Source organism: Flavobacterium sp. UBA2787 (assembly GCA_002352205.1).
In the GTDB taxonomy this organism is placed as follows: Bacteria; Bacteroidota; Bacteroidia; order Flavobacteriales; family Flavobacteriaceae; genus Flavobacterium.
Genome location: DEHZ01000012.1, coordinates 1 through 24,272 on the forward strand (window position 1 = coordinate 1; position 24,272 = coordinate 24,272).

Below are 24,272 nucleotides of genomic sequence, written 5' to 3' on the forward strand. Positions count from 1 at the left end.
TGAACAAATAGGACTTACAGCAGTGAATGTAGGTGTGATGTTCGGATTTACAGTAATGGATGCTGTTCCATTCATCGTCGATAAACAACCTCCGACAGTTCTTGTTGCTGTAACTGAATAAGTTCCTGCTGTAGTTTGGTTTCCAAAATTTAGAGCATTTCCAGTTCCATTAATAGGCAACCCAATATTGTTTCCATTATTTTTAAGTTGGTAACTCACTCCAACCTCTGAGTCTGATAGCGTCACCGCTAATCCATCTCCACCTAAACAATAAACTCCACCACCACTCACATTGTAAACTGTAGGCACTACACATGGATTTTGAAATTCATATGCTCCCAAGTCAGGTTGATTATCTCTACTATTTCCTGTTATGTCTGTTGTCGGTACACCGCTACCCGATATACCAAAATTTCGTGCTGGACTTGAACTTTGTATCATCAGACCATCATCAACAGTTCCCCATAAATTATCAACACCATTACCATCAGAACTGTTGTTGAAAAGAGGATTAGATGTAATACAATTAGTTACATTAGTATTAGTAATAGCCAATGGTGAGCCTAGAGCATCTCTGATAATACAGTTAATGAATGTTGGTTGATTTACAGTATTTGTTTCATTACTATAAATTTCATTTCGTCCGCTTACGTTGCTAGAGGTAGGTGGATTATTCCAAAAAATAGAATTTCTAAATGTTGCTTTAGAAAAGCCTTGATATCCTGTTCCTGCGAAAGATGAAGTATTGTTAGTGATGGTACAATTAGTAATTGTAGAAAGATTAAAACCACCACCACCAAAAGAGAATGCAGCCCCATTTTGGCTAGAATTATTATAGAATACTGAATTTTCAATTGTTGCTGTACTACCTATATATAAAGCACCTCCCCGAGATGCATCTAGAAATCCCGAGCCACTTGAATTATTTGAAAACACACATTTAATAATGGAACAATTCCCTCCATTTATTGCCATACCAGCACCAAAAACACCAAAACTTGCACCTCCGATAAGAAATGAGTTATTATCGATAATACAGTTTGTGAATGTGGAGGTAGAAATAAAATTATTGACTCCAGCTCCTACTGCATCATTATCAGTATCAGTACAATCGGCACTATTAAAAGAAACCGTACAATTACTAAAACTTGTTGCTGAATGCGAATTGAAGATGCCCCCTCCGTGATACCTTTCAATAGTTCGACCACCTACATTAATTGTTGAGTTTCCGGGTGCAGTACCATACCCTTTTGTTATAGTAACTCCATCCAATAAAGTAGTATTGTTAAGATTAACACTAAGTACAACGTGATAAGCATTGTCTGTTAGCACATTGGGTGTACCTAAATCTCCACTTAATATGGTTGTATTTACTATCCAGTTTCTCTGATTTAACAATGTTTCTGTTCCTGAAAACCCTCCATAAATCTTAACTCCACTTTTGAGAAGAAAAGTCTTGTCACGATTATTTGCAGGTGACGAGTTACCATATGGGTCTTGTGTTGGCAAGTAGATTCCCGCTTTAACCCATATTTGATCACCTGACACTGCACTATTAATTGCAGCTTGTAAATCTCTTTTTGCAGTATTCCAAGAAGTTCCAGCAGAAGAATTATCTGGTCTTGTTGCATCAACAAAAAGTGTTGTTTGAGAAAAAGTGAGATTTGATATAAATAATAACGCTAAAACAATAATGGTTTTTAAGTAGTTATTTCTCATTATAAAGATAATTAATTTAAACTTCCAAATTTATCTCAATAAAACTCAAGAAGAAATACCTGATTACAGGTATTTCTTCTTGAGTTTTACAGTTTTAAGTTGATGCTTTTACATGGCTACTCTTTGATAAATTTTATGATTTTTATATCATTGTTTTCTGATATTATTTTTAAAACATAAATTCCTTTGGCAAGATTAGAAACATCAACTTTACTATTCGAAACTTGATATATATTAACTTTCTTACCCATCAAATCATAAACAGAAATTGCCTTTATTATTTGTTCTGAATTAATGTTTAGAATATTTTGAGTTGGGTTTGGAAAAACAGTTACTTCAAAATCTTTATCAAAATCAATTGTATTTAAACTACAAGGATCATCACCTGGACCTATAACTGCATATCCATCAACAAAAACTTGTGGCGATATTTCTGTACATCCATTAATTGTAGTTAAAACACTATATGAACTTGAAGGAACTACTTGTATTGATTGGTTAGTTTCTCCAATTATAGGATTACCTAAATAATCTAACCATTGATAAGCATCTGCTGGTTGTGTCCAAAGCATGCCTGTTTCGTCAGGACATAAAATCAAATTATCAGGAAAAATAGTATTAGTGTGCGAACAAAAATTGACAGTTCGTTCAAAAATTGACTGTAGGTTTTGGCCTAAATAACATTTGTAAGTGGTAAGTTTAATAGTATAAGTACCATCCGCAGCATAACTATGTGTCGGTAGTACCGCTGTTGATGTTGCTCCATCTCCAAAATCCCATAGATATGAGTCTTGATATTTTGATGTATTTGTATTAATAACAATCTCATTTGTTCCGTTTCCAATGGCATAAGTAAAATTTGAATTTGGAGTGTATTTTCCAATATACCAATCCTGCATTTCATCATACACTAAAGTTTTAACAGCATTTCTCAAAATTGAAGCTGTAGTAGCATCAAGTCCATAATTATCGCTTATTAATGTTGGGTTTTTTCTAAACAAAGAAGTGTAAAAACAACAAGCTGCAAGATAAGAACCTGCCACCGAAGGATGACTTCCATCGGATTGATATAGGTTGATTGAAGGATAGTTTTCTCTTATAAACTTCCAAACAACACCAACTGGGGTAACTTCTGACTCACTCAAATCTGAAACATCCATATACCTTTCAGTCAAAAGATTTTGCATTCCCACGTAAGTACAAACAGCTGGATTTGTTGGACAATTTTGAATATCTCCATTTTCATGACCCCATGTCATAAATGAAGTGACTTGAGCACAAGGTTTATTTTGTTTAATATGAGTTTTCAGAGTAAAAAATGCATTCACAAATGAAGATGCGACAGGAAAGGATGGTCGCTGACTTTGTTCTTGTAACACTATATAATCCCAATCATTTGATAAAATTTTATTAAGGGATACTGAACTTGAATAATGATCTTGTAAAGTATAACCACCTATTAAGTTACTATCATAAATTAAAACATCGCCAGTATTAGTGGCTAATTGAGAAACTATTTGGGGTAAATTGTTAACGTAAGTATAACTATTTCCTAAGAACAAAACCTTTCTTGTCTGATTTTGTCCAACTACTTTTATTCCTAAAAGGAATACTAAAACTAAAATTATATTTTTCATGATTATTTAAATTTATATTCCTTATTATTTTATTTTTCCGTTGTTGAGAAATGTTGCTTTTAAATGATTATTTTTCGATTTCTAGCACATTATATTCTTTAGGTATTTCAAATCCTCGAAAACCATTAGTTGCTCCGAAGAGAATAATAAAGGCTAACAATATGCCTATTGTAATAATAATTATTGCCTTTTTTTTACTAGAAAGTCTAGCGGTCAAACTTTTACTATTTTTATATTGAGCAGAAGCTAAATGAAAAAAAAATGAAAAAATGGCTAATCCGTAATAGGGAATAAAAAATAAACTTAATGGAAAAATATTCATACCCGCTACCCCAAAATAAAAATTTGTATCTAAATTAAAAACATATCTTCCTAGCATAACAGCACCGATATGAAATATGAGAAAAAAAACTAAATAAAGACCTGTCCATAAATGCAACTTTTCAAATTTAGTTCTGACTAACTTTCTTTGTTTAAAAAATAGTTGCAATCCTGTAAATATTTGCAAGAAGAACGCTAGTAACAAAAATGATTCTGTCACGGTATTCCGATAGTAATATCTCATCTTATTCATAAAAGCAATATGTTGTTCTACACCAACAATACTTATAGTATGATTAAATAAGTGAAGAGCAATAAAAATGCTTATGATGAATCCCGACAAACAATGTATTTTTCTAGTAATCAAATGTTTATTTTTTTTAATTTTTAATAATATACTAACTCTATATAGTGCAATCAAATCATTCCTTTCTTAATATGTTGTAGTACCTCTAAGATAATTGGACACAATTTTATCATTTAAACAATTAAAAGGCTGTTAATTTTGTTAAGTGAAAACAAGTTTCTTACACATTACCAATTCTAAAACGAAGACTCTAATTTAATTCTCCACTAATAAAAGGTCTTAATTTATTTTTATCAGTTACAGATAATGTATCATAAAAGTTATTCAGTTTATCAACTATATAACTCATTCTAATAACCCGTGTTACCGGTTTACCGTTCAATTCAGTAGCTCTAACCATAATACCTAACAATTGGCCCTCAGCGTTGAATACGCCACCTCCACTCATGCCTGAAATAGCATGAAAATTAGCTAAGAATTCTGCATGGGGATTATAAGGTATATCTCCTTCAACATCATTAATTTGATTCAAAGATTGAATAATATTTTGAGCTTCTTCATCGGAATATACTTTACCTGTTGAAACAGCACCATTGGGGTATGCAGTCTTATCTTGAGGATAGCCAATAGCAACAACTATTTCATTTGAAATAGGAGATGCCCACGTTGAGACAGATAATGTTCTGCTTGTCGGATCAAAAATCTGTAAAGGAGTGTGAGTTTGAACTAATTCCGGATAAATAGCAAAACCATTATCGACCACCCTTTGATTATCAACAACACCTATATAAAAATCATTTTCTGGAAGAATTGTACTGTTTGTAGCTCCTGATGGAATATTTGGATGATATAATCCAAAACTAGCTATAAGTTCACTCGTTAAAATTGGAGATCCATCAACTTGAGGAATTTTAGACCCTGAAAATAAACCATTATTAATAGAGGCTATATCTATATACTCTTCATTTAATGAAGACCAAAGGTTTATCCCGTAAACGTGATTTGCAGAAACAAATAATCCTAAACTATAATCATTTTTTCTACTCCAAACTACTTTACTTCCGGGACCACTTGCTCCAACACTACCTCTGATACTATTAACCAAATTTACAAAATCAGCATTAGAATGAAGAATAGCATCTTCAATTTTAATCAAATCGGTTTTATGAATTCCAGATGATATATTATTGTTATCGTTCGAACATCCTGTTATAAAGTATAATGATGTTATAAAAATTAAAAATTTATTAAAAGTATATTTCATATAGTTAATCATTTTTTATAATTTTTAAATAATTCAATTATGTTCTCTCTGTGCACTTTATTATACCTCTCTAAATTTAGAGTATCTGTTTTTTCATTATTAATAATTCTCTGATTAAATGATTTTTTACCACAACCTAAAAAGAGCACTACTAAACTAAATAAATATTCTACTGTTTTGCATAATCTTATATTTAAATATGTTTTACTACTCTTCATTATTATTTTTAAATTTAAATAATAACCAAAAAGCAAGCCCAAGTTCACCTAATACCATTGGCATTACAAGGATTTTCTCCAATGTAAACAATAACTCCGGATAGCCGCCACTTAACACTTTAAGCAAATGAAGAATAAAATAGGAAACACCAGCAAAAACAGTTATGTAGCTTAATGCATCGGGTATAAACTTGTCAAATTTCATTAACAAACCCAAAAGAAATAGATGAATCCCAAAAACAATTAATCCAATATTCCATGTTTTTTCAAATAGATTTAAATTATTGATTATTAAAATGTTTTCATTTTCTCCAACATTAATAATTAGAAAGAAGAAACTCATTAAAAAAATGAATGAGTATGCAATTCTTAAAGCACATGAAAAAAGAGCAATAATCTTATTACTTTGTTTAAAAAATAGATATAATAATATTGATACCAGAAAGTCTAATGCAATAACTAATAAAACTCCTATCAACATTAATATATATAGTAATTGTTCTTGTAAAACAATTTCTGCAATAAAAACCTTTTTACTTTCATCAATAAAAAATGGGAAAGCATATCCTAATGAAAATCCAGCTATGACTGCCATAACAATCAATGAATATCCAATTAACTTTGCTTGTTCTTTTGAAGATTTTAATATTTTATTAAACATTTATTCTATTTTTTATAATTAGCCAAAATCCAAAAAACAATTCCCATAAACCTCCTGGAAGTAAAAAAAGTATATTATTTGAAATCTCAACAAAAACAAATAAAGAGCCAATACTGAATATTGTATACCCAATCAAACCCCATACTGACAACCACGATGGAATAATTTTGTTCTTCCATAATAACCAACACATTGGGATACTTCCTAAACCTAAAGTTAACATAGCAATGTTGTAAAAAATTTGATTTCCAATATTTTTAAATACCCCAAAAGATGAAAAAATCATGAAAAATAAAAACAACGCCTCAATGCTCCTTGTTACCAGATAGACTCTACTCACTAGTTTGTTGTAATCAATTAATATAGCTGAAATTAAAACACCAATTGCAAAAACTATAATTGAATTTAGAGTAATTAATATACTACCGATAATTTTTTGACTTATCCACTGTGAGTTTAAGTAATACTCTCCAAAACCAAAAACAATGAAAGCCACTAGAAACAATATACCAATAAGAGAAGACTTCATAATTTTAAAATAAAAAAGATGCAAAAATTTATTTTATATGATAGATTATAATTTAATTCACAATGTGTAGTAAACAATAATAACATGGGATATAATTAAATAAATTAATGTTAATGGATATAAAACATTAAATCTTGATTTATCGGTATCAGTAAGAATCAAGTATAATAGTAAAGTGTATATTATTATAATTGTGGTTAAAAAGACGTGGTGGTTAGGTACAATTTTACTAGTAAACAACAATCTTATCAGAGCAGGTTCTATCATAGCAATTGCTGTTAAAATCATACCTTTTCTATGAACTACTAAGTTGGATGTATTTGAATAACCAATACCAGCACCTACAAAAAGTAAAATTATATCTTTGAAGGGGACAAAAATAGATATGTCCAAATTATACTGATTGAAATGGAGTTTTAATAAAATGATAACTACAATTGAAGCTGTCAATAAAATAAATATTAATTTCGAGAAATTACCATATGTTTTATGCAGTTTAATTTTATTCATAAATAGTAAGTAGGGTTGAATTATAAGTATGATAATCCAGAGACTTGCAAATAATGCATGTATATGAATTAAGTATTGTATATCTTTAAAATCATTTATAAAAAGTGAAAAATAAGAATTCCAAAACCCTGCAACGGCCAAGATAAATAGGAATACAAAAAAGAGTGAAAGTTTTAGATAACTTATTTTATTCATATCGTTTTTTTTTTGCATTGATTAATTTCATTGATTTTATTAAACTTTGAAATCTAAATTAGAATCATTAATTCAAACTTCATTAAATTTAATTTAACAAAATGAATACTTAGAAACCAAAACTTATTTAAGGTTTTTACGTTCAACTTATTTAGTTAACTAAAGTGAATATGTAAATCAAAAAAGAGAAGACAGAATACAATTTTTTTATAGCTTTTTTATTAAATGTATTTTATGTCATAATATTTCTTGATATACGTAAATATAATAGTCACTCTTGAATTAATTTACTTTTATAAATTGTGTAGAAAACTTAGATTGATTTTTAGATACAATGTTTAAAATGTAAATTCCTTCACTTAAATCTTGAACACTAATAATTTGATTTTCTAAATTACCTTTAAAAATTAGCTTACCTGCTGTATCATAAATTTCAAACATAAGTTCACCCATTAAGATATTGTAATCTACATTTAGAAAAGAATTTGCAGGATTTGGATATACAACAATTTGCTTTAACATATCATTTTCAGTTAAATTCAAAGTGTTATTTGTTGTAAAACTCCAAGTATCTGACCACAAACTAACTTGACCATTCTCATTTACCCTTACTCTCCAATAGTATAAAGTATTAGGGCTAAGATTAGGAATTTGTGTAGAAAAGTTATTTGAAGTAATACCAGATGTTACCAAGTCTTCAAAGGTTGGACTCAAAGAAACTTCAAATTCATAATCCTCTAGTTCATTGAGTTGACTCCATATTAAGGTTGGAGATAAATTGATATTAACTGATTGGTTCTCCGGAGAATTAAGAAGCACTTTTTGATCGTAAGCTACATTAACTCCTATAACTTTACGGTAAATTGGACTCCAATTTCCATCGTTGGCTAAAATTCTTGTATGTAGTACATGGAGTCCTGAGGGCACAGTGACTTGTAATGTGTTTGATAAAGTTTCTAAAGCTTGGTTAAAATTTCCATCAAAAGCTAACAGAGGGAAGCCATTTCCCATTCCGGGATCTGTATCCCAAAAATACTCTGCTTGTGATATTGTAACTTCCAGATTGGTATTTGTATTGGCAGATACTCTAAATACTTTTCTGAAAGCCGGACTCCAAACATTATCTTGACCCTTTACCCTAACATGCAATACGTGATCCCCCACTGCGGGTAAGGCGGCATTGTTTGAAAAAACAGTTTCAAATGCTTGGTTAAAATTTCCATCAAAAGCTAGCAGAGGAAAACCATTTCCCATTCCAGGATCTGTATCCCAAAAATATTCTGCTTGAGTTATTTTAACTTCCAAATTGGTATTAGTATTGGCAGCGACTCTAAATACTTTTCTGAAAGCCGGACTCCAAATATTGTCTTGACCCTTTACCCTAACATGCAATACATGATCCCCAACATTGGGTGAGGAGGCATTGTTTGAAAAAACAGTTTCAAAAGCTTGGTTAAAATTTCCATCAAAAGCTTGCAAAGGAAAACCATTTCCCATTCCGGGATCTGTATCCCAAAAATACTCTGCTTCCAAGATAACTTGTCCCATAGAAAATTGGGATAGTAAGATAACGAACGCTATTTTTATTTTACTCATTTTTTATTTATTAACGATCAAAACCTTCTGCTTTAATTTGAAGAGGAGCACCAGTTGTTGTTATACCAAATGGAGTATCTATCCAATACACACGAGAACTACCCGTAATTGGAAAATAATTATCTAAAGAATAGCTCCCACCATAACAACCTGCGTCTCCGGGAGATAAATCTAAATCGTAAAACTCAAAACTCGGATTTGCACCATTTTGCGATAAGGCAGGGAAAATGGTACTCCCCGTTAATAAATTAATGCTTCCCAGATTATCTGATACTTCAGTTGGAATTTGATTAAGCTTAGTTGTTGTATTATAATAATAATTATAAGTACCTGAAAATCCATTTGGTAAAGAGAAAAAAGAGTGATTTCCAACAAGAGAACTAGGAGTAACTACTCTGAGGAATTGATTATTTGAAATCAATGCTCTAGAAGATGATGATACATAGTAATTGAAGCTGCCACTTGTAGACGAGGCTGGATTTACTATTGTATTATTTAGTACATATAATTTAGTATCTACTGATGTATAACTATAAGAAATAGATGAAAAATTTGAAGTAGTTGATAAAGATCTCTTGATAAAATTGTTATAAATATTTAAAGTTATATTTGATGTACATATAATTTGGGTTACTTTATTTGCAATTATATTCATTGAATCTTCTTGAATAGAAGTTGAATTTGCAATCGAAATAGTTCGTAATTCAGTTACTAAATCATTACCAATTACATTACCGTGAGAAAGGCTAATATTTCCATTTTGTAGGATGTTTGAAACAATACTGACATAATATTGATTATTGAAGGTAATATTACCACCCTCTAAAAAACACCCCATTATATTGACATTTGTTCTCCAGCCTGATGTAGTTCCTTCTATATTTCCAGAAACCAAATGTGCTCCTATTATTGTAACTTTCCTATTATCTGATGCCTCGATAGTTATATTGCCTTGAATTTTATAACGAACACCGTCTTGAGCTGTTACGAATTCAAGAGCCTTATTTATGTTAATGTTTTCTACATAAGGACTATCTCCAATTTTTGGATAAATGACAATTCTATCCCCATCAATTGAAGCCGTTATTGCTTCTGAAATTGTGTTAAACGTTCCAGCAGGTCCATTTTCTTGAACTATTCTATCCGTTGCAAAAATATGTGTAGTTAACACTAAGAATAATGTGGTTAAAAAAAGTTGTTTTGAAATCATAATTATAACATATTTGAAAGTTGTTTTTATTGGTTTTATTATTATGTATTAGATTTTCTGTTTTTAAGGTTGAAATTTAAATTAGTGTACTTACTTTAATCTTTGGTATTAAATTCAATGATTGCTTTGAATTAAATTGTTAAGTGCTCTATTATTAAAGTTGTTTTAACCTAACCATTTACTATTGAATAATTAACTTTGTAGTTAAACTTATGTCATTACTATCAAGCTTTAAAATATATACACCGTGTTTTAAATTCTGAGTATTGTAATTGATTAAGTTTCTTTCTTCTTGTAAATCATTCATATCGAAAGAATCTACTAATCTACCATTCAAATCAAGAATACTTAGCTTCGCATTGTGAGGGTGTTCTAAAGAAAAGTAAACATTTGTATGACCATGAGAGGATGGGTTTGGAAAACAATAAAAAATATTTTTTTGTGAAACCGGTACCTCGGGAATATTTAATGTTGGCTCGTATGGAATACTAAAAAACTTCAACCCTTCAAAAAACAATTCTTCGTGAAAAAGTCTCCCTGAAATTAATAGATTAGAGTTGTCTAAGGGTATTAACTGCTTGGGTTCGAATAATGAGTATTCAGGACCAAAAAAATTAATAGTTTCATTTAAAACAAGGTCAGAACTAAATTTTGAAATTTGAGACGAAATAAATGGTCCATTCCAATTGAGTAATCTATAAGGGAAATTGTAAGAACTCTGATTTTGACTCAAAACATAAATACTATCATTATCTAAAAATGCATCTTGATAATAGTTATTAGAATCAATATCATATGAACCTTGAAAATTTCCAAGCAAATCCCAACAGTCAATATGAATATTAGCTATACTTCCAACTTTAGAACTAACAATGTAGAGCTTATTCAAATTACTTGATAATAAAAATTTATCCATAAACAATTCCGCATCATTCATAAAGTTAGGTATTTGCCATATTAATTGACCTAAATTGTTAATTTTTATAATATAATTTCCATGCATAAATGTTTGGTTATTTAACCCATTCACTGCCATAAAAATTTCATTATCGTTAATACTTAGTTCAACAATTTTTGACGAAAAACTATCATTCAAATGATAATCATTAAAATAATTCTGAGTTCCATTGATAGAAATATTAAGAACTATTGGGTAAAAAATGGAAGAAAAATCATCTGATGATACTCCTCCAATTAGAATAGAATTAGAGCCATCAAATAATGCACTTGTTGCAAAACTAAAATTCAATGCCGAGTTAGTTGGAATATATAAGTTTGAAAATTCTTGAACTCCATTTGAATTAAACTTAATAACATTTATCAAAGATGATTCAAAATTATTCTGAGAATCAACAGCAGTAATCATAAAAATATTATTCAAATTATCAATTACAATTATTTCATTTTGCATACTGTTTAAACTAAAATTTTGACTCCATACTTGTTCCAGATTATTTGTAAACTTTGTAAGTGTTGTACTAATTGAACCAAAATCTTTTGACAAAACAACTAATTCATTATTATTAGTAACAAAGAGCCTTAAACTAGAAGTTCCAACAGTATCAGAAATCATATAACTGGAAACAAACTGTCCTATGCTATTATATTTAATTATATAACTTTTTTGACTTATCTGCTCAGCATCTTGTTCATTTACATAAAAACTACTAATTAAAGAAAAGGTATTACTGCTAGAATCAGCAACAGTTTCCAAAACATTAACTCTGATTGAATTCTGAGATACATATTTCGTATTCCAAATTAAAGAGTTAGCTGCATCAAATTGTAATACTTCATAAACAGTTCCATGTGTTGAATAAGTAGAATTAAGAATAAAACTTTTAGAATTTGAATTAAATGTAACACCCAAAAAAGCACCTACTGTGATACCATTAGATGCCTGATTTAAATAAAATTCATTTGAAGACTGTAAACTACCGTTTGCAATTGAATAGGTTGAGGAATTGATAACACTTTCAAAAGTATCACTATCCATAAACCTTGAATTTAAACAAATTGTACTTGAAATCAGTGACATAAAAAAATCAGAGGGCACGTACTGATCTGATGAATGTTGAGACCAATTACTACTTCCATCAAGATTTAAAGAATGTAAAACAAACCCATCGCCTTCATCTGGATTTCCATTTTTATATCCCCCTACAAAAAGTTTATTTTCATGAAACAAAATACTTTTTAGTAAAGTACTACTTTCATCATCAAAATACTGATTTATTAACCACAACTCCTCCCCAGCATGATCATACTTAATTGTTGCCGACTTGGTAAAAAATTCATCATTATAATTCTTTACTACATAAATACTATTATTAGTATCTAATGTAAAATCCGTAGGCCAACTGTCAACAAAATAAAGATTATTATCAATTGTAATTTGGGTACTTTTGTATTTTTTCCATAATTGAACTCCGGCAGAATTAAATTTAATAGTTACCGTCTTACTCGCAGAACCTTCTTCATTATCTTCATATCCATAACCACAAACTAAAAGATTTCCTAAATTATCCAAACGTAAAATTTTAGGTTCATTCCATGTTTGACTTGGAAAAGTAGTATCAACATGTTCCCAAAGCAATTGACCTAGCGAAGAAACTTTTGAAATATAATAGGTTACTTTTGAATTACTATGAGTTATACCAGACACATAGAGTTCACCTGAATTTGACAGAACCAAAGAGTTTGGTATTTCAAAATTACTTGAATTACCATATATAATTTGCCAAATTAATTGTCCCTCATTACTAATTTTAGCACAAAAAACATCCATACTAGTTTGATTCCAAAGATAACCTACTAAATATAAAAACCCATTTGAATCAATTGTAATCGCTGTTCCTGAATTAACTGTAAACTCTGGCGAAGGAATTCTCAGAGTCCACTCTATAACACCGCTTGAATTAACTTTTATAGTTGTAATATCTCCTGATTTGGTGCTTTCGTTTCCACTACTTCCTGTAATATAAATATTCCCATTACTATCACTACACTGTGCACGCGGTATATTGATTGAATTACCAATTTTACCGTGAAAATCATAAGTAAGGTTATTTGCTAATAATGAACTAACTTCATTTTCTTTAATTGTTTGATTCATAACATTCGTTCCATTTAAGTTTGAAACAATACCATGCTTTATTGACAAATCATAACCTTTAAATTGATTAGCTCCACCTATTAGATAGTCTTGACTTATAATTTCATTAGAAAAAAAGATAAAAATTAAAAATTGAATATGAAGAAATTTGTTCATAAGATTTAAGCTTTTAAATAGTATTTTCATTATATTGATAATTATTTTTTTATTATTCTTAAAGTATTTAATTCGCCGTTGATTGCAGCAACTTTTAAAAGATAAACACCTGCTTCTAGATGAGAAATATCAAGTATATTACTTGTTATTGGATTTAAACTAATATTTTTCCCTTGTATATCATAAAGTTGAACAAAATCTATATCTATTTTTGAACTTATATGTATAATGCCATTTGAAGGATTTGGATAAATAAACATATCACTTTCATTGTTATGTTCTGGCAAACTTAACGTTTCAGTAAGTTTATACAACCCTCTTAAACTCTCCGGAAAATTTACCGCAAATGGAGAGGTTTGAACAAAGACTTCGTTTGCAGAGTTTGAGTATAAAAGTGAATAAACACTATTAGAATAAGGCTCCAATGCTAAAGGTTTTCCCATGCTTTGCCAAGACTGACCATTGTTAGAACTTTTATAAACAACTTCATCACCTGAAACTGTATAAAAACCATTTTGAGTTGAAAGAATATATCCAGGAAATGAATTATTTGGGAAACCAATTTCTGTAGTTACAACAACTGATTCATTTAATTGGAGTAAAAAAGTCTTAAGGCATACATTTAAAAAAATAGAATCCCCAGAACCGTATATAAAACTTTCAGTTGCCGATCCACATTCAAAATCGGAATTAAAATCATAAGTAAAAACATTCCAGTTTTGCCCATTATTGGTTGAATAGTATAATTCAGCTTGGTTAGATTGAAACGTGCAAAAAATTACGCCTTGATTATTTTCACAAATACTGGAAAAAGGTTGTTCCCCTTGCAAAATCATTTGCCATGTTTGACCCATATTTGTTGACCTGTAGAGTTTGTTTGATTCATTATGGTGAGTTAAATAAATATTCCCATTAGGTGCCACATACAGTCTTAAAATAGAAACTGCATTAGGGTTAGGTACATTTATTTCTTGCAAATTATTTGCAGAGTTCATTTTATATAATTTATTCAGCTTTGTAAAAAACACATTACCATTGCCATCTTTATTAAGATATTCTAAACCTGCCTGAATATGACCCGGTATATAAAAATTCATCCATCCAGCTCCAGAAGTAGTAGATTTAGAAATCATAGAAGAATTAAAATCTAACGAATATAATGCGTTGTTTGAATCAAATAAAATTTGAGAAGTAGAACCTATAAAACCATTTGTTTCTGAAATCCAAGAATTATTTTCTAGTTTCTGTGCAATAAATTCACTCGAAAATTGATGAATTACCCCATTAGATTTTACAATGGAAACAACACGTTGTTGAGAATTATTTAAATTTTGATTTACAAATACCGGAGTTTCCTGATTTAAATTTGAAATTTTGTATATCGTATTTTCAGTTCCTACCCAAAGTTCCAACAATTGGCTATCATAAAATAAAGTAGTGTAACGACTATTGGGATTGCTATTTAAATGATATGATATCCAGTTGATTCCATTTGTAGATTTTAGAATTTTATTTTGATTAGTTTGTAAATTTTTAGAAAGTGCATAAAAAGTATTATTGGGACCTTCTACAATTTTATAAACTTGTTCGCCTCCTAAAGTATTTTGAAAACTTTGTCCACCATTTAGAGAAGTAAAAATTCCATTGGCTTGAGTTCCAATTATTATTGTATTACCATTTAATGTTTGATAAACACATTCAGGAATATTATCATAATTTAAAACTGAATCAAATAGTATTTGTTGAATGTTTGATACTGAATTACCACTCAATGTATATTTATATATTGCCGGAGGAAATGGAAATATAACACTCAGCCCTCCGCCAAAAAAAACATTCGAAGTATTAATGTTTGAAAGTGCATAAATAGACTCGTGGTGACCTGAATTAGGATTAGTTTCTAATGATGCTTGTTGCCAAGGGGCTCCTTCATTAGAAGTATATACCAAACCCCATAATTCATCAGCCAGAAAAACAGTTCCGGTATTTTCTCTAACCATGATATCATAGTAATTTTCAACCGAATAATTAGGAAATTTACTCCAAGTACCCAAACCATTTTTTTTCCAAACTTCTCGGCTAGAAGTTAACATGTATAGATTCCCTAAATTATCAGAATCAGCATCCCATGGGGATACATTCAAAGGATAATCCTTATAGTAGGACCAATTTTGTGCATAGGTGGTTAATTGAACTAACTGCATTAATGCAATAGCAATTAAGAGATTATTAATTTTCATAGCTTTTTTGGTGTAAAACTAATTATTCAAGAAGCAAAAAAAAATACCTGATTTGAGGTAATTTTAGACTATTGTATTAGTTTTCAAAAGAGTAATAAATATCCAAACCTATACTTGTTTGAAGTTAGCTAAAAGGTATTTTAAAAAATTACCTGAAAATAGGTATTTTAGAATTTACCATTTTTATTTTTATTTGCTGAGTTGATTTTTTGGTTAGAATGTACATTATTAGCAAACAAAATTTCAACAATAATTTTTGTCTAATATTTTAGTTTAATTTCAAATCTTTATTAATGAAAAAATCAAATTTTAAAATTACTCGTTTTGTGCTTTCAGTTTTTGCAATCTTTCTTCTTGTTGGATGTTCAAAAGATGACGATGGTGGCTCTAATTCTCCATCAACTTACGAAATAGTTTTTAAAGCGGAAGCTTCTGCTGGCTGTACTCTTAATGCATCTTCCTACGGATATGATTCTACAATATCAACAGTTTCATCTATTGGTGGTACAACTTGGACAAGCCCTACTATTACAGCTCCTTCAAGTGCAAACGTTGCCGCTATTAGTATGAATGCAATGGGTAGCAATCCTGCATCAACTTTAAAAGTACAAATTTATGTAAATGGTGTTTTGAAAAAAGAAGGAACAAGTATCGGAACCGCATTGTCTGCAATAGCTCAGCATCCATTAAATTAATAGTTTCCTTTTCAACTATTTTTATTCTAAAAAAAGAAATAGTTTTAGTTTAGTTTTACAAAAATTCAGAATTTAACATAAGTTAGTTCTGATTTTTTTTTGAATCTAAGTAGATTAATTCTATTTTCATTTTTTAAATAGATAAAATCAAAAAGAACAAAGGGCTAATGACAACTAATTTTACTCCAAAATGAAGAATTTTTTATACCTATTAATTTTACTGTTTTCCAGTAGCGTTTTTACACAAGAGGTTCGAACTATAGACAATTATTCGAACATTATTGATAGTTTAAAACTTGAATTAAAAAAATCGGCTACAGATAGCAGTAAGTGTCTTTATGCACTTAAAATTGCTGGGATGTATAAATCAAACGGTCAGACTGATGAATTTTTAAAATATTCAAAATTAGGTAAAAAATATGCTCTGAAAAGTCCATTTTTGACTGAATATACAAAATACTTTTTGTCTCTTAAACACCTTAATGATCGAGAGATTGATTTGTTTATACAAGAGATAAAAAAAATTCAAAAAAATCTGAAAAAATTTAACAATGAAAAAAGCACAGAGTTACAACTCATAATAACCCAAAATCTTAGTACCTATTATCAAAATAACAATGACTATAAAAACTCTATTCAAATATTAACAGACGAGGGTATTAATCTAGCTAAAAAAAGCAAAAACAACACTTTATTGGCTCTATTTTATGAAAGTATTGGTAGGTCATTTTTTAATATAAATGAATATAATAAGTCTAATATTTATTATTCAAAAGCTTTACAATCTTATAAAAAATCATCTACCAATAAAGATGATCTTATAATGTGTTATGTATATATGGCAAATAACCTAATTTTACTTGATGATTTAGATCAGGCAAAACTAAATTTAAATTATGCATTAGCTCAACTAAAAGACAATACACTTTCAAACGCCTATTCTCATTATTATTACGTATGTGGTCATTATTCCTACTATGAAAAAAAATTTAATGAAGCAGTGAAGTTTTACCTTCTGGGACTGCAAAGTTTAAAACCAACAAACAGTTATAGAACCGAAATTCAAATAAAAATATCCCTTTCTGAAGCCTTAATGGAATTAAATAGATTTGAGGAAGCAATGGTATATCTAAAGGAAATTGAACCTAAAGTGCCTACGTTATATAAATTAAACTTTTTAAATTTATATTCTCGTAATTTTGAAAGTCTTAATGATTTTAAAGCTGCCCATTTTGTTAATAAAGAATATATTCGAGTGAAAGATAGTATTGACAATGAAAGCAAGAGAATTCATTTTATTGAATTAGAGGCTAAATACAATACGATAGAGAATGAAAATAAAATACTAAATCTTGAAAAAGAGAATCAAATTAAAGAAATCGAATTACAAAAAAATCAAACCCTCTACAGTATTCTTTTTTCATTAATTTTAATCGGCATGATTTCATTTTTATTTCTTTTAAAAAACTTAAAGAATTTAAGAAAAATAAATTCTCAAAAAGACATCATCCATCATCAAAAAATTCAGAGTTTGAAAAATCAAAAAGAAATTGAAATAATGTATGCAATGATTGAAGGTGAAGAAGCAGAGAAGAAAAGAATTTCAAGAGACTTACATGACGGTATTGGCAGCAGTTTAACTTCTATAAAAATGAAACTTGAATATTATGACCAACACCCCACCGAAAAGAACTTAGTTCAAGAGGCAAAACAACACTTAACTAAAACAATTAAAGAATTAAGACAGATTGCTTACAACTTAATTCCCGAAACTTTGAATAGTTTGGGTTTAGATGCTGCAATAAAAGATTACTGCATGATGAATTCCACCAAAGAATTTATCATTGAATACAATTCCTTTGATATTTGTAAAGAAATAAAGATGTCACACCAAATAAGTATTTATAGAATCGTACAGGAATTAATAAACAATGCTATTAAACATTCGTATGCAAATCATGTATTTGTACAGTGTAGTCAGAATGACAAATTGTTTCTTATTACAGTAGAAGATAATGGTATAGGAATGCATAATGAGTCTGGTAATAAAAATGGGATGGGGCTAACTAATATAAAAAAACGAGTGGAAATTTTAGATGGGAATTTTGAAATATCATCTACTGCAAATAATGGCATCATAATTAACATTGAACTGCATATTGAATTAGATTGAAAGTGAAGCAAAAAAACATATAGGTGATAACCATATTTTAATTATGCAGGGATTAAAATTATATTTGGTTAAAAATAAGCATATAAAATTTAATTCGCAGTTGGGGCACGTAAAACGAAAAGTAAGTTGCATTGATCGAGCAATTACGATACAAAAACAATTTAAAAGGAACACTTTGCTCGAAACATTAAAGATTTGAAATTATTAAGCAGAGAATATACAAAATTTTAGGAGCTATTTTTATTTACAATTGTATTATTTTAGATGAAACGACTATGATAAAACGCTATTTTACAAACTCAACAAACTTATTACGAATAATAGTAGGTATTACCATGATGTCACATGGCATAGCAAGGCTTTTCTATGCTTCCATTTATGCATTTGGAAACTTTTTGGAATCAAATGGATTGTTATATGGTTTTTATCTCGCTTGGATAATCACACTATTAGATTTGTTTTTTGGAATTTTATTGATTTTTAATACATGTATCAAGCACGCAAGCTATTGGTTTATTTTTATACTGCTGATGGGGATTGCATTAGTACACCGTCATCACGGGTGGTTTGTTGTAGGGCATGGAAGTAATGGAATAGAATATAGTATCGTATTGATCTCCTGCTTTTACACTTTACTCACAATAAATAAAAATCATGAATCAAAAAAGCTGACTGCAGATCGATAATCAAATATAACGAAAATGGAATAGTAAACTTCCTTATGGCTCACCTTCGTTGAATTCTTATTGTAAATTGGATTTAATCTCAAATAATCTTTTTTTTAAATCTTAAGCAACCTTTTCTATTATTTTATATCACCTCAAAGAGTTTAAATTAAATGAAAATGACAGAAGCCCTGATTTCAGGTATTTCAAAAAATGAAATTATTTTTAAACTTTGTTTTAAAAAAAAAAGCTATGAAAAAATTTACATTCTTATTTGCAATTATTATGGCAAATCTAAACGCGTTTGCCCAAGTTACTTTCGAGGGTTCCACAGAATTTGGAAGAATATTTGACGTTACTTATCATCCAACAGATCCAAATGACCTATATGCGGTTACACTTGGAAATCACATTGTGTCCTCAAAAGACAATGGATTGAGTTGGGATGTATTTTATTCCCATCCCACAATCTCTCATCATATTGAAAATTTAAAGTTTCTAGATGGAAATAGATTAAGCTTCAACCTAAAGTTTGGTTTATTTGATAATCATCTCAATATTTTAGATATAAATACCACTCAAATTGTTCAAACTTTTGTATTACCAATCCCGGAAAATGCTGCCAGGACATGGATAACTGATTATGCTATTCATCACCAAAATACCAGTATTGCAATAGTTTCACAAGGTTATAGAATCGGATCGTTTAGTTTTTATAGAGTCTATTATACGACTGATAGTGGAATTACTTGGAGTACTATTTACTCAAGCATTGACAATAGTAATATTTCAGTTAACAGTGTTGCCATTAGTCATGATAATTCACAAAAAGTTTTTATCGCCAGAGGAAACGGGCCTGATACAACGTATGGCGGCTTACTAATATCAACTAATGGCGGTCAAAGCTGGACAGAGAAATTAGTGGGAATACCCTTAGATCCAATTGCTATAAATCCACAAAACGCCAACGACATTCTAATTGGTACAGATGCAACTACCGATTCTGAAAACCTTTACCGTTCCAATGATGGCGGCTTAACTTGGCAATCAATCCCATTAACCTGGGAGGACTACGTTATGGACAGTATTGTACATATTTCTTTTAATCCTCAAAACCCGCAGTCCATAATAGTTTTAGAGGAAAATCAAGTAATTTACACCGACGATAACTTTCAAACACATACAAACCTTACTTTTGAAGAAGAACCGAACGATTATTTTTATGGCCTCAACGCATCGTTTAATCCTTTGAACTCGAATGAAATAGTGGTGAGTGGAAACTATCATCCACTGCGGTCAACCGATAATGGAACTACATTTAATAAAATTGAAAATCCGTTTTTTGTATCAAACGATGTGCAATTATTTAAACAAAATAATATAAAAAAACACTTGTATTATAGCGTACAATTTGGTTATGTACATAAGGATTTAGATACCAATAACAGTAATAATTACAATATTTTACCACTTAATTTAGTTTCAAATGTACAAAATCAAACCTTTATTGATTTAAATTTTAATGGGAGAGTCTATAATTTATTTAGTTCTTTTTTCGGTAGTTCTTTATATATAAGTGAAGACCATGGCACAACCAATATAAATATTCCAATTCCAAATCAATATACTTTTACAGTTGCCTCGGAAATAGCTACTCCAAACAAAGTTTGGGTATCGTTATTGGACGGAGATCTACAAGGAAATGAAGGAGGTGCAATTTATGAAATAGATTTTACAGACCCCAACAATATATTGTCATCTCAAATTGCTATACCTGCTTTTAAACCTGTTCCCTCTATTTATATTTACCCTAATAACTACAACACTAAAATGATTGCTTTAGGATCAAGAATATACAAAACTACAAACAATGGTCAGTCGTGGCAAATAAGTAGTAACGGATTAGAAAATGCTTTGAGTTTGGATAACGATATTATTTTTAAAATTGTTGCAAATCCGTTGAACCAAAATCAATTATCAGTTGCCACATCCCAGGGAATTTTTACAAGTTACGATAATGGGGATAATTGGGTACAAATCTCCACTAATTTAGTAGAACAGATAATACATTCACCTTTTAACGACGGAGTAATTATTGCTGCCTCCCTAACAAGAGACTATTCGGTTTTTAATGTGTTTTACACCACTAACATGGGAGAAAATTGGAATAGTGTCTCCAATGATTTACTATATAATCCTTTTGTAAGCAAAGTTATGTTTAATTTTATATCGAATAGCTTTGAAATTTACGCGGCAACTTCAGACATTGGAATTATAAAATACAATGTAATACTTGAAAATCTTAATTCACCAGATTTTGAAACATCCCCTACTATAATTGTTTATCCGAATCCAAGCAAAAACAATTTATTCTTAGAATCAAATGAATCTTTAATAGAAATAAAAATACATGATGCTCTGGGTAAAAAAATAAAGACCGTGCAACCTTCGGTAAACGAGATTGACATTTCAGAGTTACCATCCGGGCTCTATATTTTAAATGTAATCCTTGAAAATGGAAAATCAGAGTCTATTCGATTTATCAAAGAATAAAAGGTAAAGGTTAACACTATCCTACAAAGTGTGTTAGTTAGTAAATGATGGCTTGGATTTTTATAATCTGAGCCTTTTTTAACACATAAGATAAAATTGTTTAAATTAGTTAAAACATTCAGCCAAAATGCAGAACTATCGCTTTTAGCGACTTACCCATCACTTCTTTCCGTAGTTCGCAATTGAGTCTAATAGCAAAAAAAGGTTTTATGAATGAGTTATGGAATTTTCGTAAACTTTAAAATACTTTTCATCCAAACAAAAATTTCATCTAAAGATGTTATATAACTTTGACAAATTAAACCTTCCTATTTCATAAATTAACATTATAGTTAAATCATAAAGTTTCTTTCAAATCATCGGAAAAAACTATACATTTGGTTTTAAAAAAAGATATATTTTAGTGATTTCACCGTGTAAGTTGGTGGTATATATAAAGACGACAATACTAAAACAATGCAAGACATACTTTTTGACTTTATATCCAAATACATTATCCTGACTGATGAAGAGAAGAGGGCATTAATTGCATTAGATTTATTTCATTCTCTAAAAAAAGGAACTATATTACTTAAAGAAGGACAAAAATTAGATTGCAATTACTTTGTTCTAAAAGGGTGCATACGAAAATATTATATTATAGATGGTGAAGAGAAAACAACTGCATTCTATACCGAGATGGAAGCTTTTACGCCTCCATGTGCAGTAAGCAAAACACACGCTGAATACTATTTAAGTTCTATTGAAGATACATTACTTGTCATTTCGAATGCTCATATGGAAGAAGAAGTAAACAATAAATTTCCAAAATTTGAAATTATGTGCAGAAAATTATCGGAAGAATTATTAGCTAAAGAAAGAATTGATTTTGACGAGTTTAAAACTTCTTCTCCGGAACAACGTTACTTAAACCTATTGCAAAAAAGACCCGACCTAATCCAACGCGTTCCTCAACATCAGTTAGCAAGCTACTTAGGCATTAAGCCTCAGTCATTAAGCAGATTAAGAGCAAGGGTTTTACAAAAGAAGTAAAGTGTAAAATCATTTCTTAACTTAAGTGAACGAATGATGGTATTTCGAAAATCTACTTTTGTAGACCAATAAATAATCTGGTCTAATCTGTAAATACTTTCATATGTTTTTTTTAATCTCTACAATTTTGCTTTTAGCATTTGCTTTATTAGCTGTAATTGATGGTTTCTACCTTCATATTATTAAGTACCAACTTTTCAATCATATGGAGAGTAAATTTGAACATTTAACACATACCATCAGGGCAATTTTATTTCCCCTTATTGTCTTTTTTTTATTTGTTAATCAAAACTGTTTAATAAGTTTCTATTTAGGTGTTTTGTTTATTGTAATAGACTTAGTGGTGCTTGGAATTGATGCTTATGTTGAAAAAGACAGCAGAAGTTTTATGGGTGGCCTTCCAAGGTGGGAATACATACTACATTTATTTGTAAATGGATTTCATTTTGCCTCAATTGCTGTGTTTTTGGCTATCAAATTAACTTTCACCGAAAATGGATTTGAAATAATTAAAGACCTTTCTAATCAGAAAAATTTTGAACTTTTTCATTTCGTTGCTATAAACTTATTGCCAGGTGCAATCGTATTGGCTTTTATTCATATTTTCACAAGTATAAAAGCCACCAAGGTACATTGGAACAACTTAAGAAACAAAATAGAATGCTCTGCATGTTCCAAACCACCACTTAGCTAAATGTTTATTCGTCAAGCTTTAACCTTATTTAGACTAAATTTTTAAAAAAAGAACTCAGTTGTATTTCTTAACTTAAGTGAACGACATCTGCAATCAACCGAACCTACTTTTGTAGCACTAATAAAAAAATATGCAACAGAAAATTTTTTTCATCTGTCTTGTGTTAATGATGACAAGTGCTCTGCAAGTACAAGCACAAGATGCCCTACAAGATAGTGTATATAAACGCTGGTTTGTCGGGACTTCTATTTGTTTAATATTGGATATAATTTTTAATTGATTATTTATGAATCCACAATATGAACTGGAAAACATCAAAGTAAATGTGAAAACGAAACTTGCAACGCTGTGGGCGAGTTTTATGTTTCTTTACATCTACGTTGACTATTTCGCCCTTTATATGCCCGATAAGATAGAAGATATTTCGAAAAGTAAAGTGTATGTGTTCGAAATTACGCAAGAATTTCTTCTAGTGGCACTTGCTTCAGTGACCATTCCGGCACTGATGATTTTCCTTTCTGTCGCCTTGTCGGCTAAAGTAAATCGCTGGACAAATATTATTATTGCAACGGTATATATTCCCTATTCATTGTTTAATCTGGCAGGAGAGGCTTGGATGCACATGGTGTTAGGTGCTGTTATCGAAGTCTTCGTTCTTTGTCTGATTATTCGGTATGCTTGGAAATGGACCTGTTTTACATCCTGAAAATAGCAAAAAATAACCTCGTCAAAACCAAACGAATAAATATTCGTCAATTAACCTTCCCCTCCCAACGCTCTAA

17 protein-coding genes are annotated in these 24,272 nt (G+C 29.8%); 7 read left to right on the plus strand and 10 right to left on the minus strand.

Annotation, left to right across the window (positions count from 1 at the left end):
• From B4N66_RS10600 to B4N66_RS10645, 10 genes are all read right to left on the minus strand, one after another.
• On the minus strand, window positions 1-1,719 hold a 1,719-nt coding region (locus B4N66_RS10600), incomplete at its 3' end, for a choice-of-anchor Q domain-containing protein (protein ID WP_291094654.1).
• 116 nt (window positions 1,720-1,835) lie between these two features.
• Window positions 1,836-3,356 carry a T9SS type A sorting domain-containing protein gene (locus tag B4N66_RS10605; protein WP_291094656.1) on the minus strand — a complete coding sequence of 507 codons (1,521 nt, stop codon included), beginning with the start codon at window positions 3,354-3,356 and terminating at the stop codon, window positions 1,836-1,838.
• Between the two features lie 67 nt (window positions 3,357-3,423).
• A complete protein-coding gene (locus tag B4N66_RS10610; protein WP_291094658.1) occupies window positions 3,424-4,020 on the minus strand; it encodes a hypothetical protein in 597 nt (198 codons plus the stop codon).
• A 214-nt stretch (window positions 4,021-4,234) separates the two neighbouring features.
• A complete protein-coding gene (locus tag B4N66_RS10615; protein ID WP_291094660.1) occupies window positions 4,235-5,248 on the minus strand; it encodes a trypsin-like peptidase domain-containing protein in 1,014 nt (337 codons plus the stop codon).
• Between the two features lie 207 nt (window positions 5,249-5,455).
• Entirely contained in the window at window positions 5,456-6,127 is a 672-nt protein-coding gene (locus B4N66_RS10620) for a DUF4386 domain-containing protein (protein ID WP_291094662.1), read from the minus strand.
• Entirely contained in the window at window positions 6,120-6,656 is a 537-nt protein-coding gene (locus tag B4N66_RS10625) for a DUF4386 domain-containing protein (protein WP_291094665.1), read from the minus strand. Before B4N66_RS10625 ends, B4N66_RS10620 begins: the two co-directional genes overlap by 8 nt.
• 987 nt (window positions 6,657-7,643) lie before the next feature.
• On the minus strand, window positions 7,644-8,957 hold the full coding sequence (locus B4N66_RS10630) for a T9SS type A sorting domain-containing protein (protein WP_291094667.1): 1,314 nt from the start codon (window positions 8,955-8,957) through the stop codon (window positions 7,644-7,646).
• 10 nt (window positions 8,958-8,967) lie between these two features.
• Window positions 8,968-10,167 carry a hypothetical protein gene (locus B4N66_RS10635; RefSeq protein ID WP_291094668.1) on the minus strand — a complete coding sequence of 400 codons (1,200 nt, stop codon included), beginning with the start codon at window positions 10,165-10,167 and terminating at the stop codon, window positions 8,968-8,970.
• Window positions 10,168-10,348: 181 nt separating this feature from the next.
• Window positions 10,349-13,438 (minus strand): T9SS type A sorting domain-containing protein, encoded by a 3,090-nt coding sequence (locus B4N66_RS10640; protein ID WP_291094670.1) that lies wholly within the window; start codon window positions 13,436-13,438, stop codon window positions 10,349-10,351.
• 41 nt (window positions 13,439-13,479) lie between these two features.
• Window positions 13,480-15,678, minus strand: coding sequence for a T9SS type A sorting domain-containing protein (locus B4N66_RS10645; RefSeq protein WP_291094671.1), 2,199 nt, complete (start codon window positions 15,676-15,678; stop codon window positions 13,480-13,482).
• 293 nt (window positions 15,679-15,971) lie between these two features.
• Here B4N66_RS10645 and B4N66_RS10650 point away from each other — a divergent pair, with 293 nt between their 5' ends.
• From B4N66_RS10650 to B4N66_RS10680, 7 genes are all read left to right on the plus strand, one after another.
• Window positions 15,972-16,373, plus strand: coding sequence for a hypothetical protein (locus B4N66_RS10650; protein WP_291094672.1), 402 nt, complete (start codon window positions 15,972-15,974; stop codon window positions 16,371-16,373).
• A gap of 190 nt (window positions 16,374-16,563) precedes the next feature.
• Window positions 16,564-18,546, plus strand: coding sequence for a tetratricopeptide repeat-containing sensor histidine kinase (locus B4N66_RS10655; protein ID WP_291094673.1), 1,983 nt, complete (start codon window positions 16,564-16,566; stop codon window positions 18,544-18,546).
• A 275-nt stretch (window positions 18,547-18,821) separates the two neighbouring features.
• The gene (locus B4N66_RS10660) at window positions 18,822-19,232 is read left to right on the plus strand and encodes a DoxX family protein (protein ID WP_291094674.1); all 411 of its coding nucleotides are present in this window, start codon (window positions 18,822-18,824) and stop codon (window positions 19,230-19,232) included.
• 231 nt (window positions 19,233-19,463) lie between these two features.
• The gene (locus B4N66_RS10665) at window positions 19,464-21,764 is read left to right on the plus strand and encodes a VPS10 domain-containing protein (protein ID WP_291094675.1); all 2,301 of its coding nucleotides are present in this window, start codon (window positions 19,464-19,466) and stop codon (window positions 21,762-21,764) included.
• A 456-nt stretch (window positions 21,765-22,220) separates the two neighbouring features.
• Window positions 22,221-22,796, plus strand: coding sequence for a Crp/Fnr family transcriptional regulator (locus B4N66_RS10670; protein WP_291094676.1), 576 nt, complete (start codon window positions 22,221-22,223; stop codon window positions 22,794-22,796).
• Between the two features lie 103 nt (window positions 22,797-22,899).
• Window positions 22,900-23,490: a hypothetical protein gene (locus tag B4N66_RS10675; protein WP_291094678.1), complete on the plus strand. Its 591-nt coding sequence runs from the start codon at window positions 22,900-22,902 to the stop codon at window positions 23,488-23,490.
• Window positions 23,491-23,776: 286 nt separating this feature from the next.
• Window positions 23,777-24,196, plus strand: a complete 420-nt coding sequence (locus tag B4N66_RS10680) for a DUF6326 family protein (RefSeq protein ID WP_291094679.1) — start codon at window positions 23,777-23,779, stop codon at window positions 24,194-24,196.
• The last annotated feature ends 76 nt before the right edge of the window (window positions 24,197-24,272 follow it).

Coding starts and splice junctions, on each gene's coding strand:
- B4N66_RS10605 (WP_291094656.1), bottom strand. CDS start 3,356: ATGAAAAATATAATTTTAGTTTTAGTATTCCTTTTAGGAATAAAAGTA.
- B4N66_RS10615 (WP_291094660.1), bottom strand. CDS start 5,248: ATGAAATATACTTTTAATAAATTTTTAATTTTTATAACATCATTATAC.
- B4N66_RS10620 (WP_291094662.1), bottom strand. CDS start 6,127: ATGTTTAATAAAATATTAAAATCTTCAAAAGAACAAGCAAAGTTAATT.
- B4N66_RS10625 (WP_291094665.1), bottom strand. CDS start 6,656: ATGAAGTCTTCTCTTATTGGTATATTGTTTCTAGTGGCTTTCATTGTT.
- B4N66_RS10630 (WP_291094667.1), bottom strand. CDS start 8,957: ATGAGTAAAATAAAAATAGCGTTCGTTATCTTACTATCCCAATTTTCT.
- B4N66_RS10635 (WP_291094668.1), bottom strand. CDS start 10,167: ATGATTTCAAAACAACTTTTTTTAACCACATTATTCTTAGTGTTAACT.
- B4N66_RS10640 (WP_291094670.1), bottom strand. CDS start 13,438: ATGAACAAATTTCTTCATATTCAATTTTTAATTTTTATCTTTTTTTCT.
- B4N66_RS10645 (WP_291094671.1), bottom strand. CDS start 15,678: ATGAAAATTAATAATCTCTTAATTGCTATTGCATTAATGCAGTTAGTT.
- B4N66_RS10650 (WP_291094672.1), top strand. CDS start 15,972: ATGAAAAAATCAAATTTTAAAATTACTCGTTTTGTGCTTTCAGTTTTT.
- B4N66_RS10655 (WP_291094673.1), top strand. CDS start 16,564: ATGAAGAATTTTTTATACCTATTAATTTTACTGTTTTCCAGTAGCGTT.
- B4N66_RS10660 (WP_291094674.1), top strand. CDS start 18,822: ATGATAAAACGCTATTTTACAAACTCAACAAACTTATTACGAATAATA.
- B4N66_RS10665 (WP_291094675.1), top strand. CDS start 19,464: ATGAAAAAATTTACATTCTTATTTGCAATTATTATGGCAAATCTAAAC.
- B4N66_RS10670 (WP_291094676.1), top strand. CDS start 22,221: ATGCAAGACATACTTTTTGACTTTATATCCAAATACATTATCCTGACT.
- B4N66_RS10675 (WP_291094678.1), top strand. CDS start 22,900: ATGTTTTTTTTAATCTCTACAATTTTGCTTTTAGCATTTGCTTTATTA.
- B4N66_RS10680 (WP_291094679.1), top strand. CDS start 23,777: ATGAATCCACAATATGAACTGGAAAACATCAAAGTAAATGTGAAAACG.